Source organism: Candidatus Methylomicrobium oryzae (genome assembly GCF_016745425.1).
Taxonomy (GTDB): domain Bacteria; phylum Pseudomonadota; class Gammaproteobacteria; order Methylococcales; family Methylomonadaceae; genus Methylomicrobium; species Methylomicrobium oryzae.
Map to the genome: position 1 here is coordinate 148,977 of NZ_JAERVK010000009.1, position 16,366 is coordinate 165,342.

Here is a 16,366-nt window from a genome sequence, read left to right on the forward strand (position 1 = left end):
AGGCCGGCATGATTTCAGCCCAATTAAAGTCGAACAATGCCGACGTTTCGGATCGCCCGAAGGACAATGTGGTAGAGCTTCCTGCGAAAACCCGGGCTTCCGAACCGAAGGGCTCCAAAGAGGCAGCCGCCAAGACGCTGCTTGAATTGAAGGATGTCTGCAAGTCCTACGGCGAAGGGACGCAGAAGACTTCGATATTGAAGGACATCAACCTGACGATCCGCGAAGGCGAATTCATCGCGATCGTCGGTTTTTCCGGCAGCGGCAAGACGACGCTGGTGTCGATCATCGCCGGCCTGTGCGGCGTCGACAGCGGCGACGTGTTGAAGCAGGGCCAGCCGATCACGGCGCCCGGCCCGGACCGCGGCGTGGTGTTTCAGAATTATTCCCTGATGCCCTGGCTGACCGTGTACGAAAACGTCGCTTTGGCGGTCGATCAGATTTACCGGGACTGGACGCCCGCGCAACGCCAGGCGCATACCGAGAAATACGTGCGGATGGTGAATCTCGGCGCCGCGATGGACAAAATGCCGGCCGAACTTTCAGGCGGCATGCGCCAGCGGGTCAACGTCGCACGGGCCCTGGCGGCGAATCCGGACATCCTGCTGCTCGACGAGCCCTTGAGTGCGTTGGATGCGTTGACCCGCGGTAATCTGCAGGACGAAATTCTGCAGATTTGGGAGCAGGACAAGAAAACGGTGGTGCTGATCACCAATGATGTCGACGAGGCGATCTATATGGCCGACCGGGTCATTCCGCTGAATCCGGGACCGGATGCGACGTTCGGCCCTGCGTTCAAGATCGACATCGAGCGGCCGCGCGACCGGACCGCGCTGAACCATAACGAAGAATTCAAGCGCCTGCGTGCCGACATCACCCGTTATCTGATGCAGGTGGGCCTCGAAAAAAACCGGCAGGATAATGCGGACCGCGTGGTGTTGCCGAATGTCCGCCCGAACACCGGCAACGACTGGAAAACGGATACGTCGGCCCTGAAACCTTCGCAGGACGATCTGGGCCGGCCGCGCTATCTGGAGTTCTCGCAAGTCTCGAAAATCTACCCCACGCCGGACGGCAACAGCACCGTCAAGGTGGTCGACGGCTTCGACATGAAGTTGAAAAAGGGGGAATTCATTTCGATCATCGGCCACTCGGGCTGCGGCAAATCGACCGTGCTGTCGATGACCGCCGGCCTGAACGAGATTTCGGAAGGCGGCATCGTGCTGGATAACCGGGAAATCGATAGCGCCGGTCCCGACCGCGGCGTGGTGTTTCAGGCACCCAGCCTGTTTCCCTGGCTGACGGCATTCGAGAACGTGACTTTGGGCGTCGATAAAGTCTATCCGCATGCGACCCAGGCCGAACGCGACGACATCGTCGAATATTACCTGACTCGCGTGGGCCTCGGCGATTCGCTGCATAAAAAAGCCGCCGACATGTCGAACGGCATGCGGCAACGGGTCGGCATCGCCAGAGCGTTTGCGCTGTCGCCCAAATTGCTGCTGCTGGACGAGCCTTTCGGGATGCTGGACTCTTTAACGCGTTGGGAATTGCAGGAAGTATTGATGGAGGTGTGGGAGCGGACGCATGTGACCGCGATTATTGTGACGCACGACGTCGATGAGGCGATCTTGCTGGCCGACCGGGTCGTGATGATGACCAACGGTCCGCACGCCAAAATCGGCAAGATTCAGGACATCGATCTGCCGAGGCCGCGCAGCCGCAAGGCGCTCCTGGCGCATCCCGATTACTACCGTTACCGGGAAAGCCTGCTGACCTTCCTCGCCGAATGCGACCACACTCACTAACGCCACGCCAATCACAGAATTTAAGGAATTGCCATGACACATTACACCTCTAAAGTTACCTTTCTGTCGCTGTCCTTGCTGAGCAGTGCGGCGATGGCCGACGTGACGCAGGAAATCGAGGATGCGCTGAATTTTTACCATTACGGCAACAACGGCGCGATCAAAGCCGATATCAATTACCGGTGGGAGAACGTCGACCAGGACAAGGGCACGGCCAAAACCGCGAATGCAAATACCGCCCGGTTCCGGTTGGGTGCCCAATCGCCGAAGTTTTACGGCTTTCAGGGCTATGCCGAATTCGAAGGGCTTTGGGCGATGCAGGAGGACTACAACAGCACCCGGAACAAAAACACAACCTACTCTACGATTGCCGATCCCGAGAAAACCGAGCTGAACCAGTTATGGATCAGTTATTCGGGCATACCCGATACGATTATCAAAGGCGGCCGGCAGCGCATCAAACTGGACGACGACCGCTATATCGGCAACGTCGGCTGGCGGCAACTCGAAACCACCTACGATGCGATCCTGCTGACGCACGCCAACCAGCAGATTTTCGGACTGACGATCAATGCCGGTTATATCGGCAACGTGCAGACCTTTACTTCGACGACGGAAAATATCGAAGCGCCGATCTTGAACATCAATTATAAGGTGGGCGATTACGGCAATCTGGTCGCTTACGGTTACTGGCTGGACTACCAGGATGTCAATCCGGGGCCGGCGGCGGGCAGAAACCTGTTTCTGGAAAAATCCAATCAGACCTACGGTATCCGTTTCAACGGTTCGTCGCCGAAACTCTTCGATACGATCAATCTGCTTTATACGGCCGAATGGGCCGACCAGAAGGATTACGGCCACGGCACGACCAAGTACGAAGCCGACCGTTTCAATTTCATGGGCGGCGTCAAGGCCTTCAACGTCAGCGTGATGGGGGCTTGGGAGCAGTTGAACGGCTACGGGGTCAACAAAACCTTCGATACGCCGCTCGGCACAAATCATGCCTTCCAGGGCTGGGCCGATCTGTTCCTGACCACGCCGGCGAACGGGATCCGCGATCTGTTCGGCACGGTGATGGTCGAGTTCCCGCGTTACCAAACCACCGTGACCGGCGTCTATCATGATTTCAGCGACGACACCGGGCAAATGGCTTACGGCAAGGAATGGGATTTCCAGGTCGTCAAGAAATTCGGCAAGCATTATTCGGTGCTGGCCAAATACGCCAACTTTAACGCGGATACCGGTTTTGCGGCGACCGATACGCAAAAAATCTGGTTTCAAGCGAACGTCAGTTTCTAAAACTTAAAAATCGGCGGCATCCGGCCGGCCCTTTCGCGGAAGGGCCGGACCGCCGAAAGGGCCGGAATCGATTTTATGTTACACTGTGCGGTTTAAGTAACATCTAATCCAACCGATTCTCCCGCCGGACCGATGCCCGAACTCCCCGAAGTCGAAACCACCCGCCGCGGCATTGCGCCAGCCATTCAAGGCCGCCTTATCCGGCAAGTCATCGTCCGCCAGCCGAGGCTGCGCTGGCCCGTGCCCGAGTCGCTCTCCGAAACGGTAACAGGGCAAGCCGTCCAATCGGTTGAGCGGCGCGCCAAATATCTTCTTCTGCGCACCGAGCGGGGGACGTTGATCATGCATCTCGGCATGTCGGGCAGTTTGAGGATTCTGACGGAGGGACAGCCTTACGGCAAGCACGATCATGTCGATCTGATTTTTAGCGACCGGACGCTGCTCCGGTTCAACGACCCCCGCCGTTTCGGAGCCGTGTTGTGGACCACCGGGCCGGTTGCCGATCATCCGTTGTTGAAAGATTTGGGCCCTGAGCCGTTGACGGACGATTTCGACGGGGCGCACCTCTATGCGTTGGCGCAAAACCGCAAGATTCCCGTCAAGTCCTTCATTATGGACAGCCGTATCGTAGTCGGCGTCGGCAATATTTACGCGAACGAAGCGCTGTTCAGGGCCGGCATTCTGCCGACCCGGCATGCCGGCAAAATTTCGCTCGCGCGCTACCGGCGTCTTGCCGAGTGCATAGTTCTCGTGTTAGAGGATGCGATCCGGCAAGGCGGTACGACCTTGCGCGATTTTGTGAATGAGGCCGGCAGGCCCGGTTATTTCAAACAGCAACTTCGGGTTTACGGCCGTGCGGGACTGCCTTGTCCGCTGTGCGGCGAGCCTTTGACCGAAATTCGCGTGTCGGGACGTTCAACCGTTTTCTGCAGACAGTGCCAGCGATAGTCCGGACTGCACACTCCGACTGCCTGACAGTTTTATCGATGTGATACAATTACACCGAGTTATGAACCTTTTCTCGGGATTTGCCTGCTAAAATCTGATAGTCTAGGTTATCCTGAACTATTTACCTTTCTTAAACTCTCATTTTTTAAGTCATAAAATCCGCAAATTTTACTATTCCCGAATCAAAGTGATGAGAATCCGAACGCTTGATATTGTATTGTCTCTCTGCTCGCTGACGGCCGGTCCGGCGTTCGCAACAACCTATGACCTGCCGCCTAATGGCGATTCGGTCGTAATGGAGTACGCCCAGCCGACCGCCTTTACCAAAGCGGAAGAAGATGAAACGTTGTTGGACGTGGCGCGGCAGTATCGACTGGGGCAAATGGAAATCGTCCGCCTGAACCAGAAAGTCGATCGCTGGCATGTCAAAAAAGGCGAACCGGTGCGCCTGGCCAACCGGCGTATTCTGCCGGACACGCCGCATGAGGGTATTACGCTGAACCTGTCCGAATACCGGATGTATTATTACCCGCCCGGAGGAAAGCAGGTGATGTCCTTCGCGCACGGCATCGGCCGGCAGGATTGGAAGACGCCTCTCGGAAAAACGAAAGTCATCAAAAAAGTGAAGGATCCCAGCTGGCATCCGCCCGAGTCGATCCGACGCGAGCATGCGGCAATGGGAGATCCGCTGCCGGAAGTCGTGCCGCCCGGGCCGCACAATCCGCTGGGGGCTTATGCGCTGTATTTGAATCTGCCCGGCGACTATCGGATTCACGGTACCGACATCGACAAGATTTACGGGATCGGGATGCAGATCACGCACGGCTGCGTTCGGATGTATCCGGAAGACATTGAGGCTTTATACCAGCATGCGCCGATCGGCACGCCCGTCTATATCGTGAAACAACCGATCAAAGTCGGCTGGCTCAACAATACTCTCTATATCGAGGCCCATCCCGATCTGGAAGGCGAGGAGATGAGTCAGGACGAACGCTATGCGCTCGCGCTTGGTCTGATTCAGAAGGTGACTCAAGAAGAAATGCCGGATTTCGATCAGAAAATATTGAATCAGGTTTTGCACGACCTCGACGGTGAGCCGACAGCGATCTATGAAAGGCTGCCGCCGCTGGAGCATGAACAGCCTGAAGGGGTTACCCGAGAGGCCAGCGGAGCTGCTTCCCCCGGTTATTACAGGGGGTCTTAACTTCCCGAAGCGCCGGCTGTTCCGCCAGCCGGTGCTTTAATTATTCCTGGGACGCACCCGACTCGCACTTGAGTTCCCGTGAGAGCAGGTTTTGTACTGCAGCGGCCGGGGATAAGCCTTCATACAGTACCTTGAAAACCTGCTCGGTGATCGGCATTTCGATCGAATATTTCCGGGCGAGCAGGTAAGTTTCTTTCGCTGCGAACACCCCCTCGATTTCCTGGCCTATCTCCCGGATCGCAGGTTCCAAGGCCTGGCCTCGCCCGAGCGCGATGCCTAGACGGCGGTTCCTGGACTGGTTGTCGGTGCAGGTCAGCACCAGATCGCCAAGCCCTGCAAGTCCCATGAAGGTTTCCTGGTGGCCGCGAAGACGGAGGCCGAGCCGGATGATCTCGGTCAAGCCCCGGGTGATCAGTGCCGCCCGGGTATTTGCGCCGAAGCCCAGCCCGTCCGCGATGCCTGCTGCGATTGCCATCACGTTTTTCACTGCGCCTCCGACCTCGACGCCGATGATGTCGGTGCTGGTGTAAGTCCGGAAACGACTGCTGTGGAAAAATTGCGCCAGTCGACTCGAAAATTCAATGTGCGGCGAGGCGACCGTAATCGCGGTTGGTAATTCGGCCGCGACTTCCTGCGCAAAGGTCGGTCCGGACAGTACCGCAACCGGCGTCTGCTCGGAAAACAGCGAAATCACCAGTTCATGCAGCAACGAGCCGTCATCCGGATTGAAGCCTTTAGTGGCCCAGGCGATCTGGAGGGATTCCGGCGCAAACGGTTTCAATTGCTCCAGCGTCGTTTTAAAAGCGTGGCTCGGAACCGCGATCAACAGCAGATCGGTAAAGCTGCAGATTTCCCGAAGCTCGGCGGTAACGGACAAGTTTGCCGGAAAAGCGGCGCCGGGTAAGTAGTGCTTGTTTTCCCGGTCAGCCGAAAGCGCCTCGATATGATCCGGATGATGTCCCCACAGTAGAACGTCGCAACCGGTTCGCGCCGCCTGGATCGCCAACGCGGTTCCCCAGGAGCCGGCGCCCAGAATGCCGATTTTTCTTGGGGTCATCGCTTAGTTCAGGTTTTCCTTCGCAGGCGTTTGATTTTGTGCGTTTTGCATATGCTGGGCATACAATGCATCGAAATTCACCGGCGCCAGTAACAGTTGCGGAAAGCCGCCTTTGGCGACCAGGTCGGACACCACTTCGCGGGCATAAGGAAACAGAATGTTCGGACAGAAACTGCCGACCATCGGCCCGAGTTCCTGGTCGGTGAAGCCTGCCATCGTAAAGATGCCGGCCTGGTTCACTTCGACAAGATAAGCCGTGGAGCTCGCGATTTTGACCGTGATCGTTACCGTCAGCACGACCTCGTACAGGTTTTTATCGAGTGTTTCGACACGGGTGCTCAGGTTGAAATCGACAACCGGCTCCCACTTCTCCATGAAGACTTTCGGCGAATTCGGCGTTTCGAAAGAGAGATCTTTGGTATAGATTTTTTGAATTGCGAATTGTTTTTCGACGTTTTGGTGTTCTTCTGCCATGATAGCTTTTCAGTTAAAGAGTGGATATTTTTGGATCATCGCTCAATTCGGATGACCGCAAGGTTATAAAAGGGTCCATTTAAAAAAGCGGGTTACAGGTCATGCCTGTAATCCGCTTTTTTATGGGGTTGGGTAAGCCGATTGACGACCGGGGTCGGTGGGGTCAGGCGTTCGCTTTTTGCTTGCGGCGGCTGGCGACCGGCAGTTTGTAGTCTTCCGTCCAGGCATCCATTCCGCCGGTAATCACGAATATCTGCTCGAAGCCGGCTTTGGCCAATTTCTTGGCGGCGGTCAGGGAGCGGGTGCCGTTCTGGCAGACGACCAGCAGGGGAGCTTTTTTGTCGCTGGTAATTTTGGGCAGTTGTTCGTCCAGCTTGCTGAGCGGTGCATTGATTGCGTTTTCGATATGGCTGTCCGAGAAATCGGGCGCCTCGCGCACGTCGAGGATCTCAATGTCGCCTTCGTTCATCTTCGCAACGGCGAGCATCGGCGTGATGGGCTTGAATTTTTTGAAAGCCACATCAAAAAATTCTTGAATCAATAAATAAGTGACGACCGCCAGCGCGAGCGAATAAACGTAGTGGTTGAAAATGAATTCGAAAAGACGTTGCATGGATTGATTGGTTGAAACGGATGAAGGGTAAGGAATTAAATCACATCAATGCCGCGAACAAAAGACATCGCGCATCATGTTGATCAGCTGCAGCATTCGGTTGTCGTCGATGTAGTAATAGACCCGGTTCGCTTCTTTTTTGGATCCCAGAATGTTTTTTTCGCGCAGGATGGCGAGATGTTGGGAAATGTTGCTTTGCGAGGTGCCCACCTGTTCGACGATGTCCTGTACACTGACCGAATTGGTGCCTAAAACGCACAATATTTTTAGCCGTAAGGGATGCGACATCGCCTTGATACACCGTGCGGCCCGGTTGATGTCGTTGTCGTCGTATATCGTGGGTTTATCAAGGGTGTCCATAAATTCGACCTTCAGAACGGTTTTTTGTTATTGTTTTTAGAAAAAAGCAGCCGCAATGAATTATTTTTACACAAGAATTGCCGCGTGTATTAATATAGTGGGCAGTAAGTAGCCCTGTTTTGCGTATACCTACGTACGAAAGCCTAGTAAACGGCACTATGATACATTAGTTTTATCTCTAGGGGGTAGAGAATTGAAACAATAATTCATTGGTGAAGAGTGAGGGTTCGAGGGCGGTGCGGCTGTTGATTTTGTGTTTGTGACTGGAGAAATTTAAAAGATGTCGGATCGGCTAAAGCCCTCAGTTTTGTTGATTCTTGATGGGGGCGGACACGCGCCGGAAAAAGAATGCAATGCTATCGTGGAGCAGACCGAATACCATGAAGCGTTCGATCATTCGGTTGCGTACCTGCCGGCTCATATCGAGAACGGATTGGGCAAAGTGTTGTCCAATTTCAATATGAAACAGCTCAGCCTGGGCGAGACCGAAAAATATGCCCATGTCACTTGCTTCCTGAACGACGGTAAGATGCGGCTAATCGCCGACCACGGTAATATCCACCCCATGTATGATGAAGAAACCGGGCAGCACCCTGCAGCCCCTATGAGGAGTCAGGTGCCTCAGGCGTCTATTTGTGGCGGAAAACCGCGAGCGGCGGGCCGCAACCTGTCCTGTCTGGCGCTGACCATGCTGAATATTTTAAGGATTCCGCAGCTCTCCGGAAGGACGGGCAGATCCCTGCTGGCTGCCCATTAAGCGAGCTATGCGGACAAGGATCGTAACCTGCATCGTGCTGGGGTTGCTGGCATGGGAATGCGGTGCCGAAGAGGTCATACTTGAGAACGACCTGGGTGTGGTCCAGTCCGGTATCGCATCGGTCAAGAAAAAAATACGGGAAATGCTGCTCAGGAAGGAGGCGATAACCGACCAGTTGGCCGACATCGAGCAACGTTATGGTGAAAGCGCGGCCGCATTGAAAAGGCTTCAGGATCAGATCGCGCAGAATCGCCGCCAGATGAAGCTGATCCATCAGGACATTGCGCTGCAGAAGGATGAGATTGCGTTGCATCACAAAGCGCTGGCGGCGCAGCTGCGTGCCGACTTTGTGATGGGGCGGTCCGGGAAGCTGAAGCTGATCCTGAACCACCAGGATCTCGCAAAGGCGAGCAGAATGGTGGTCTATCATGATTATTTGCGCAGGCAACGCCTGAAGAAACTGGCTGTCATGCAAAAATCGGTCTCCGGGCTTGCCGAGCTGGAACGCCGGCAGCAGGAGGAAGCGTTGCAGATGGAACACGATGTGGAGCAGCACCGTATTGAACAAAGCGCGCTTGAGTTGTTGAGGAATGAGAGAGGCAAATTGCTCACCGAGGTCGAGCAGGATTATCTGTCCGGCGAGCAACAGCTGGCGAGATTGAAAGAAAGCGAAGACGAATTGAAGGCGCTGATCGTCGAGCAGGTCAAGTGGCAAGATCAGGCCGTGGAGGCTCAGGAGTCGCAAACTGCGGCAGCTAACGAGCCGATGCAGAATCCGGACGAGACTTCGCCCGACGCAGTCCGGAAGCCGGCTAGAGTTCCTGTCGATTTCGAGGGACTCAAAGGGCATTTGCCCTGGCCGATTTCGGGGCAATCGGCTGCCGAAGGGATGCAGAGCCTTTGGGACGGTATCCTGATTGCTGCTTCGGAAGGCGCGGAGGTTCGTGCGGTGACCCGCGGCAAGGTCGTCTATGCGCAGTGGCTGACGGGTTACGGTTTGCTGATGATCCTCGATCACGGTAACGGCTTCATGACGCTTTATGGTTTTAATCAGAGTCTCTATAAGCAGGTCGATGATTGGGTTGAGGCGGGAGAAGTAATTGCCGGAGCGGGGCAAAGCGGTGGGCGCTCGCAGTCGGGTTTGTACTTTGGCATCCGCAAGAACGGCAAGCCGGTTGATCCGTTGGCATGGTATCCGGGTTAGCCATGTAGAATTCAGTTGGCCGTATCATGGAATAACACATTTAGGAATCGAATATTTGGGGTAGCAAGAGGCATGCAGAAAAACAAGACATTTTTTATTTTGTCCCTGGGGGTCATGTTGGGCGTGTTTATCAGCGTCGGCGGCAGTGTTCTGGCCGAGTTGAACAAGCCTGCTGCGGAAAGCGAGGCGGAGACTCTGCCATTCGAAGAACTCAGGACGTTCACCGAAATTTTCGGGCGTATCAAGCGCGATTACGTAGAGCCTGTATCGGACAAAAAGCTCCTCGAGGATGCTGTGCGCGGTATGTTGAGCGGCCTGGATCCGCATTCCGCCTATCTGGTGCCCGAAGAATATCAGGAGTTGAAAGAGGGCACTACCGGCCAGTTCGGCGGTTTGGGCATCGAAGTCACGATGGAAAACGGTTTTATCAAGGTTGTTTCGCCGATCGACGATACGCCGGCGCAACGGGCCGGTCTGAAAACCGGAGACCTGATCATCCGGTTGGACGACAAGCCGGTCAAGGGGATGAGCCTGGTCGAGGCGGTCAAGACGATGCGCGGCGACCCCGGCAGCAAAATCGATCTGACGGTAGTTCGGGAAGGCGAAGAAGCCCCCTTGAAGTTCACCTTAACCCGCGACGTGATCAAAGTCAAAAGCGTGAAGAGCAAATTGCTCGAGAAGGGTTACGGCTATGTACGGATCAGCAGCTTTCAATCCGGTACCGGCGAAAGCTTGCTGGAAAGCCTGGCGCAGCTGAAAAAAGAAAATGCAGGGGCAATGAAGGGCTTGGTGCTCGATCTTCGGAACAATCCAGGCGGCGTACTGAATGCTGCGGTCGAAGTCAGTGATGCATTTTTGAAAAGCGGCTTGATTGTTTACACGAAAGGCCGGATCGAAAATTCGGAAATGCGTTTTTCCGCGGCGGGAGAGGATTTATTGAACGGCGCGCCGATGGTTGTGTTGATCAACGCCGGGTCCGCATCGGCTTCCGAAATTGTTGCCGGAGCCCTGCAGGATCAGAAGCGCGCGGTGATCATGGGCGAAAAATCGTTCGGCAAAGGTTCCGTGCAGACGATCTTGCCGACCAGCAGTGGCGCAGCGGTTAAATTGACGACGGCGCGTTACTATACCCCTTCAGGAAGATCGATTCAGGCGGAAGGCATCGAGCCTGATATTGCGCTCGCTTCGGTTAAGCTGGCGTCGCTCGAAAAGCCGGAGTTTACGCCGGTTAAGGAAGCCGATTTGTCGCACCATCTGGAAAACGGCAAGAAAAAAGGGGAAAAAGCTGAAACGCCTAAAACACCGGATGAAAAGGCGAAGGCGGAAGAGTCATTGGAAATTAACGATTATCCGATATTCGAGGCGTTATCTTTGTTGAAAGGTTTGGCGATCATGAAGCATTGATTTCGCTTCATGCTCGCGAAAATCTCTGTTGGAAGGCAATGGATGCTGCCGACCAGCAGGGATTGAGCAAGCTAATCGGATGTAAGCGAAAATAAAAAAGCCTTGTCCTGGATTTTTCCGGGCAAGGCTTTTTTGCTATTCGGGCGATCCGAATTACTGGATCGACGGCTGATATTTGACCGAAAAATCGCTCAGATTCGCAAGAATGGTATTCAGGTGGTCCGGTTTTGCGGGTTGAAACGCATTCACGCCGACGCGAGACAGATAAAAAGTCTGGTCCGTCAAATAGTGACCGGCCGCCCGGATTTCGCCTTGATAATGATATCGGCCCCGCAGCAGCCAAGCCTGCGAAAACAGGCGCCCGTCCGCGAACTCGGCAAAGTTCAGTTCGATCAGGTCAATGCGCTTCAGGTCGTCGGCAAGGTCCGAAACGCTGTCGCCAGCCTGGAGGCGCACACCAACTTTGTCTGCATGTGCAAGCAGAGTTTCCCGGTCGTTTTTCCATCTCGCCAGCGAGACGGAGATGTCGCCGCTGGCCAATGGGGCATCGTCGGCAAGCGGCGTAAAAGTGTCGTCGATAATGGCTTTGTCTTTAATGATCTGCATAGACTCGTTCTTTGAAAGGGGTGATGCCAACACGTTTTACCATGTCCAAAAATGATTCTTCTTGCTGCCGTTGGTTGACATAAACCTCCAGGATCGTGGTGATCGCTTGGGTGACTTCGTCGCGGGCAACCGCAGGTCCCAAGCGTTCGCCGATGGCGGCTTCGTTCTCGGAAGAGCCGCCGAGGGTGATCTGATACCATTCGGCACCTTTTTTGTCGACGCCGAGGATGCCGATGTGGCCGACGCTTTGATGCGCGCAGCCGTTCATGCAGCCCGACATATTGATCTTGACGTCGCCGATGTCGTGCACGTAGTCCATGTCGTCGAGCGCTTCGTTGATTTCTTTGGCGACGCCGATCGATCCGGCATTCGCCAGCGAGCAGAAATCCAGGCCGGGGCAGCAGATGATGTCGGTGACCGTGCCGATATTCGGCGTCGCCAGCTTTAGTGTACAGAGGGCCTGCCACAGGGGGAACAGGTCTGCCTGTTTGGCATCGGCCAGAATCAAATTTTGCCGGTGCGTACTGCGGATTTCGCCGAAGGTGTATCGGTCGGCCAGATCGGCGACCGCATCCAGTTGCATATCGGTCATGTCGCCGGGTGGTGAATCCGGGGCTTTTAGCGAGATGAACGCGGCGCGGTAACCCGGCACACGGTGCTCTGCGGTATTGTATTTGTACCAAGTGGCGAATGCGGGGTCGGCCGCCAAATGCGCAGACAGGCTTTGATCATGTGCCGCATCCTGATCGTAAGCGGGAGGCGCGAAATGCGCTTTGATTGCCGCTATCCGTTCATCGCTAAGTTCCATGCCGTTCTTGATTTGCCGCCATTCGGCTTCGACCATCTCGGTAAATTTTTCCAGACCGGTTTCTTTGACTAGGATCTTGATGCGTGCTTTGTATTTGTTATCCCGACGTCCGAACAGATTGTAGATCCGCAAAATCGCTTCGAGGTACGAAAGCAGGTGTTTCTTTTCCAGGAACGGACGGATTACCTGGCCGATGATCGGGGTGCGGCCCAGGCCGCCGCCGACCAGGATTCGGAAACCGGTCTCTCCGGCCTCGTTCTTGACCAGATGGACGCCGATGTCGTGCAGTTGCGTGGCGGCCCGGTCGTGGCGGGCGCCGCTGACCGCGATCTTGAATTTGCGCGGCAGATAATCGAATTCGGGATGCAGCGTGGTCCATTGGCGAATGATTTCGCAGTACGGGCGCGGGTCTTCGATTTCGTCGGCCGCAACCCCGGCCAAATGGTCGGAGGTGGTGTTGCGCATGCAGTTGCCGCTGGTCTGGATCGAATGCATCTGTACGCTGGCCAGTTCGTCGAGGATGTCGGGCACACGCTCGAGTTCCGGCCAGTTGAACTGGACGTTTTGCCGGGTCGTGAAGTGGCAGTATCCCTTGTCGTACTCGCGGGCGATATGCGCCAGTTTGCGCAGCTGCCTGGAGCTCAAAAGTCCATAGGGTACGGCGATCCGGAGCATCGGCGCATGGGTCTGGATATAGAGGCCGTTGCGCAGCCGCAGGGCCCGGAATTGATCCTCGCTCAGTTCGCCTTTCAGGAAATCCTCGGTCTGCCGCCGGTATTGCGCGGCTCTTTCTTCGACAAGGGTTTGGTCTTGTTCGTTGTACTGATACATAGATGGTTTATAGTTGCTCGTTAAGCGCATAATAGCGACCGCTAATCATATACGCTGCGTCATAAAATGACAAAGGTTATTCCGAAGTGATAGTATATCCGGTTGAAGACCGCTTTAATCATTTAATTTTTCGATATAAAAATCATCAATGGGGGAGTTTGTGAGGTTTCTTTTTGTTTTGTTGATGACGCTGCTGGTGCCCGAGTTCGCGATGGCCGGCGGTATTGAAAGCCTTGGGCTGACCGGGACCGAACGCGGTATCTATTGCGTGCTGATCTTCATGATTGCCTACGGCTTCGTGATGGCGGAAGAATTTACGCATCTGCGTAAATCGAAACCGGTCATTTTGGCGGCTGCGATCATCTGGTCGCATGCGGCAATCCTCGCTTCGCAGGCTGGTATTTCGGTCGAGGCGATGCATGAAGCGTTCGAATACAACTTGAAAGAATATGCCGAGTTGATGCTGTTCCTGCTGGTCGCGATGACTTATATCAACGCGATGGCCGAACGCAACGTGTTCGAAACGCTGCGTTCCTGGCTGGTCAGACGGCAGTTCGGTTACCGCAAGCTGTTTTTGATTACCGGCATCATCACTTTCTTCCTGTCTTCAGTGGCCGATAATTTGACAGCGGCGCTGCTGGTAGGTGCCGTGGTGATGGCGGTCGGCGCGGACAATCCTAAATTCGTCAGTATCGGCTTCGTGAATCTGGTAGTGGCTGCGAACGCGGGCGGTGCGTTCTGCCCGTTCGGCGACATTACGACGCTGATGGTATGGCAGGCCGGCTATGCCGAATTCTTCGACTTCTTTAAGTTGTTCATTCCCTCGGCGGTCAACTATGGGATTCCTGCGGCGGTGATGTATTTTGCGGTGCCGGACGAGCAGCCGAACGCTTCCGAAGAGGAAGCGGTGGTGTTAAAGCCGGGCGCGATCCAAATCTGCGTGATGTTCCTGTTGACTATTGCGACCGCGGTCAGCTTCAAGCAGGTCCTGCATCTGCCGCCGTTCATGGGCATGATGGCCGGCTTGTCGATTTTGATGCTTTACGGTTACCATCTGAAAACCAAATATACCGTGGAAGGCGACGAGGCATTTGATATTTTCAACAAAGTGCGCCATGCCGAATGGGATACGCTGCTGTTTTTCTTCGGCGTCGTATTTGCGGTAGGGGGCTTGGGGTATATCGGCTATCTGGAATTGCTGTCGGGCGCCATGTATGACGGCCTGGGCCAAACGACTGCGAATATTCTGGTCGGTTTGATTTCGGCGATCGTCGATAATATTCCGGTGATGTTCGCGGTGTTGAACATGAATCTGGATATGAGCCTGTATCAATGGTTGCTGGTGACTTTGACGGCAGGCGTCGGCGGTTCGCTGTTGTCGGTCGGATCGGCGGCGGGCGTTGCGTTGATGGGGCAATCCAATCACAAGTATACGTTCTTCAGCCATCTGAAATGGAGTCCGGCGATTGCGGCAGGTTATGTCGGCAGTATCGTCGTTCACTATATGCTGAATGCCTAGTAACTTTCTGTTTCCGCGCCGCGCTTTCCGTGCGGCGCGCTTGTTTCAGGTAAAGCCCGATGGCGGCAGATAAAAGCTGGAAGACGGCTTTCGCGATCTATTTGCAGCCGCGCGTTGTAAGTATGGTCTTTCTTGGTTTTTCCGCGGGTTTGCCTTTCCTGTTGGTGTTTTCCACCTTATCGGCGTGGCTTCGGGATGAGGGAGTCGAGCGCACTGTCATCGGCTTCTTCAGCTGGGTCGGCGTGATCTATTCGATCAAGGTTTTTTGGGCGCCGGTGATCGACCGGTTACCGATACCGGTGCTGACTCGCTTTCTGGGCAAGCGGCGTAGCTGGATGTTGCTTGCGCAAATAGGGATTGCCTTGGGGCTGGCGGGGATGGCGAGTCTTGATTCTCATACGCAATTGCAGCTCTTTGTGCTGTTTGCGGTGGGTGTGGCGTTTTGTTCGGCAACCCAGGATGTGGTGATCGATGCGTTCCGGATCGAAACGGCCGACGCGCGCTACCAGGGCGCGATGGCGGCCGCTTATGTGTTGGGCTACCGTATCGCTTTACTGGCGGCTGGCGCAGGCGCGTTTTATATCGCCGAGTATTCGAACTGGAATTCGGCTTATTCGGTGATGGCGGCTGCGATGTCGGTCGGGATATTGACGACGCTGACGTTGCGCGAGCCCGAGCATCGGCGGGTCGAGTCGGCGCGCAAAGTTGAAGGCCGGCTGGAATCCGCCTTGGGCGTGTCCGGACGCGCTTCTTTCTGGCAAAGAACAATGGCTGCGGTCACCGATGCGGTATTGAGTCCTTTTGTCGAATTTTTCAGCCGTAACGGCAGAACCGGTTTGCTTATTCTGCTGCTGATCGCGGTTTACAAGATGAGCGACATTACGATGGGGGTGATGGCCAATCCGTTCTATCTCGATCTGGGATTCAGCAAAAAAGACATTGCCGAAATCAGCAAGGTTTTCGGTTTTTTCATGACGATCGCAGGTGCTGCCTTGGGCGGTGTGTTAGTCGTCAGGTACGGCGTCATGCGGCCGTTGCTGTTGGGTTCTGTGATGGTGGTAGCGACCAATCTGCTGTTTGCGGTGCTCGCGTTGAGCGAGCCCAGCAAGCTCCTGCTCGCTGCGGTGATCAGCGCGGATAATTTGAGCGGGGGGCTCGCTACTTCGGTTTTTATCGCCTATCTTTCCGGTTTGACCAGCACTGCTTACACCGCCACCCAATACGCTTTGTTCAGTTCCCTGATGACGCTGCCTGCGCAGTTTTTGGGCGGGTTTGCCGGGTTGGTCGTCGATCATTACGGCTATTACATCTTTTTCATTTATGCCTCCGCGGTAGGATTGCCCGCTATTTCGCTGGTTTTGCTCCTGATCAGCCGTGAGCGGCGCACCCGGATGCTTGCACAAAGTCCGTAAAGCATTAAAATCTGGTTGATAAAACAGAATGGAAGCCTTATCATAGAGGGCTTTTTAAACGG

General features: G+C 54.9%; 15 protein-coding genes. 9 read left to right on the forward strand and 6 right to left on the reverse strand.

The window, feature by feature from the left end:
- The first annotated feature begins 8 nt into the window (after positions 1 to 8).
- The 4 genes from JJL52_RS11675 (at position 9) to JJL52_RS11690 (ending at position 5,259) form a co-directional block, all read left to right on the forward strand.
- The gene (locus JJL52_RS11675) at positions 9 to 1,808 is read left to right on the forward strand and encodes an ABC transporter ATP-binding protein (protein WP_202052588.1); all 1,800 of its coding nucleotides are present in this window, start codon (positions 9 to 11) and stop codon (positions 1,806 to 1,808) included.
- A gap of 33 nt (positions 1,809 to 1,841) precedes the next feature.
- Positions 1,842 to 3,107 (forward strand): alginate export family protein, encoded by a 1,266-nt coding sequence (locus JJL52_RS11680; protein WP_202052589.1) that lies wholly within the window; start codon positions 1,842 to 1,844, stop codon positions 3,105 to 3,107.
- 132 nt (positions 3,108 to 3,239) lie between these two features.
- The gene (mutM, locus tag JJL52_RS11685) at positions 3,240 to 4,055 is read left to right on the forward strand and encodes a bifunctional DNA-formamidopyrimidine glycosylase/DNA-(apurinic or apyrimidinic site) lyase (protein WP_202052590.1); all 816 of its coding nucleotides are present in this window, start codon (positions 3,240 to 3,242) and stop codon (positions 4,053 to 4,055) included.
- A 190-nt stretch (positions 4,056 to 4,245) separates the two neighbouring features.
- On the forward strand, positions 4,246 to 5,259 hold the full coding sequence (locus JJL52_RS11690) for a L,D-transpeptidase family protein (RefSeq protein WP_202052591.1): 1,014 nt from the start codon (positions 4,246 to 4,248) through the stop codon (positions 5,257 to 5,259).
- A 40-nt stretch (positions 5,260 to 5,299) separates the two neighbouring features.
- Here the strand turns inward: JJL52_RS11690 and JJL52_RS11695 are convergent, their stop codons facing one another.
- The 4 genes from JJL52_RS11695 to JJL52_RS11710 all read right to left on the reverse strand — a co-directional run bounded on the left by JJL52_RS11695 (position 5,300) and on the right by JJL52_RS11710 (position 7,763).
- Positions 5,300 to 6,316, reverse strand: a complete 1,017-nt coding sequence (locus JJL52_RS11695) for an NAD(P)H-dependent glycerol-3-phosphate dehydrogenase (protein WP_202052592.1) — start codon at positions 6,314 to 6,316, stop codon at positions 5,300 to 5,302.
- A 3-nt stretch (positions 6,317 to 6,319) separates the two neighbouring features.
- Positions 6,320 to 6,790 carry a protein-export chaperone SecB gene (gene secB, locus JJL52_RS11700; protein WP_202052593.1) on the reverse strand — a complete coding sequence of 157 codons (471 nt, stop codon included), beginning with the start codon at positions 6,788 to 6,790 and terminating at the stop codon, positions 6,320 to 6,322.
- A gap of 163 nt (positions 6,791 to 6,953) precedes the next feature.
- Positions 6,954 to 7,403 (reverse strand): rhodanese-like domain-containing protein, encoded by a 450-nt coding sequence (locus JJL52_RS11705; RefSeq protein WP_202052594.1) that lies wholly within the window; start codon positions 7,401 to 7,403, stop codon positions 6,954 to 6,956.
- A gap of 45 nt (positions 7,404 to 7,448) precedes the next feature.
- On the reverse strand, positions 7,449 to 7,763 hold the full coding sequence (locus JJL52_RS11710; RefSeq protein WP_202052595.1) for an ArsR/SmtB family transcription factor: 315 nt from the start codon (positions 7,761 to 7,763) through the stop codon (positions 7,449 to 7,451).
- 280 nt (positions 7,764 to 8,043) lie between these two features.
- Here JJL52_RS11710 and JJL52_RS11715 point away from each other — a divergent pair, with 280 nt between their 5' ends.
- The 3 genes from JJL52_RS11715 (at position 8,044) to JJL52_RS11725 (ending at position 11,128) form a co-directional block, all read left to right on the forward strand.
- The gene (locus JJL52_RS11715) at positions 8,044 to 8,520 is read left to right on the forward strand and encodes a hypothetical protein (RefSeq protein ID WP_202052596.1); all 477 of its coding nucleotides are present in this window, start codon (positions 8,044 to 8,046) and stop codon (positions 8,518 to 8,520) included.
- A gap of 7 nt (positions 8,521 to 8,527) precedes the next feature.
- Positions 8,528 to 9,724: a murein hydrolase activator EnvC family protein gene (locus JJL52_RS11720; protein ID WP_236994221.1), complete on the forward strand. Its 1,197-nt coding sequence runs from the start codon at positions 8,528 to 8,530 to the stop codon at positions 9,722 to 9,724.
- 72 nt (positions 9,725 to 9,796) lie between these two features.
- Complete coding sequence (locus tag JJL52_RS11725) at positions 9,797 to 11,128, forward strand: S41 family peptidase (RefSeq protein ID WP_202052597.1); 1,332 nt, start codon at positions 9,797 to 9,799, stop codon at positions 11,126 to 11,128.
- 153 nt (positions 11,129 to 11,281) lie between these two features.
- Here JJL52_RS11725 and JJL52_RS11730 read toward each other — a convergent pair whose 3' ends face one another.
- On the reverse strand, positions 11,282 to 11,734 hold the full coding sequence (locus tag JJL52_RS11730; RefSeq protein WP_202052598.1) for a DUF934 domain-containing protein: 453 nt from the start codon (positions 11,732 to 11,734) through the stop codon (positions 11,282 to 11,284).
- Positions 11,721 to 13,373, reverse strand: coding sequence for a nitrite/sulfite reductase (locus JJL52_RS11735; protein WP_202052599.1), 1,653 nt, complete (start codon positions 13,371 to 13,373; stop codon positions 11,721 to 11,723). The genes JJL52_RS11730 and JJL52_RS11735 overlap by 14 nt, the downstream gene beginning before the upstream one ends.
- 211 nt (positions 13,374 to 13,584) lie before the next feature.
- Here JJL52_RS11735 and nhaD point away from each other — a divergent pair, with 211 nt between their 5' ends.
- Together nhaD and JJL52_RS11745 are read left to right on the forward strand one after the other, a co-directional pair.
- On the forward strand, positions 13,585 to 14,892 hold the full coding sequence (gene nhaD, locus JJL52_RS11740; protein WP_202052655.1) for a sodium:proton antiporter NhaD: 1,308 nt from the start codon (positions 13,585 to 13,587) through the stop codon (positions 14,890 to 14,892).
- A 59-nt stretch (positions 14,893 to 14,951) separates the two neighbouring features.
- Positions 14,952 to 16,304 carry an AmpG family muropeptide MFS transporter gene (locus JJL52_RS11745; RefSeq protein ID WP_202052600.1) on the forward strand — a complete coding sequence of 451 codons (1,353 nt, stop codon included), beginning with the start codon at positions 14,952 to 14,954 and terminating at the stop codon, positions 16,302 to 16,304.
- Positions 16,305 to 16,366 lie beyond the last annotated feature (62 nt).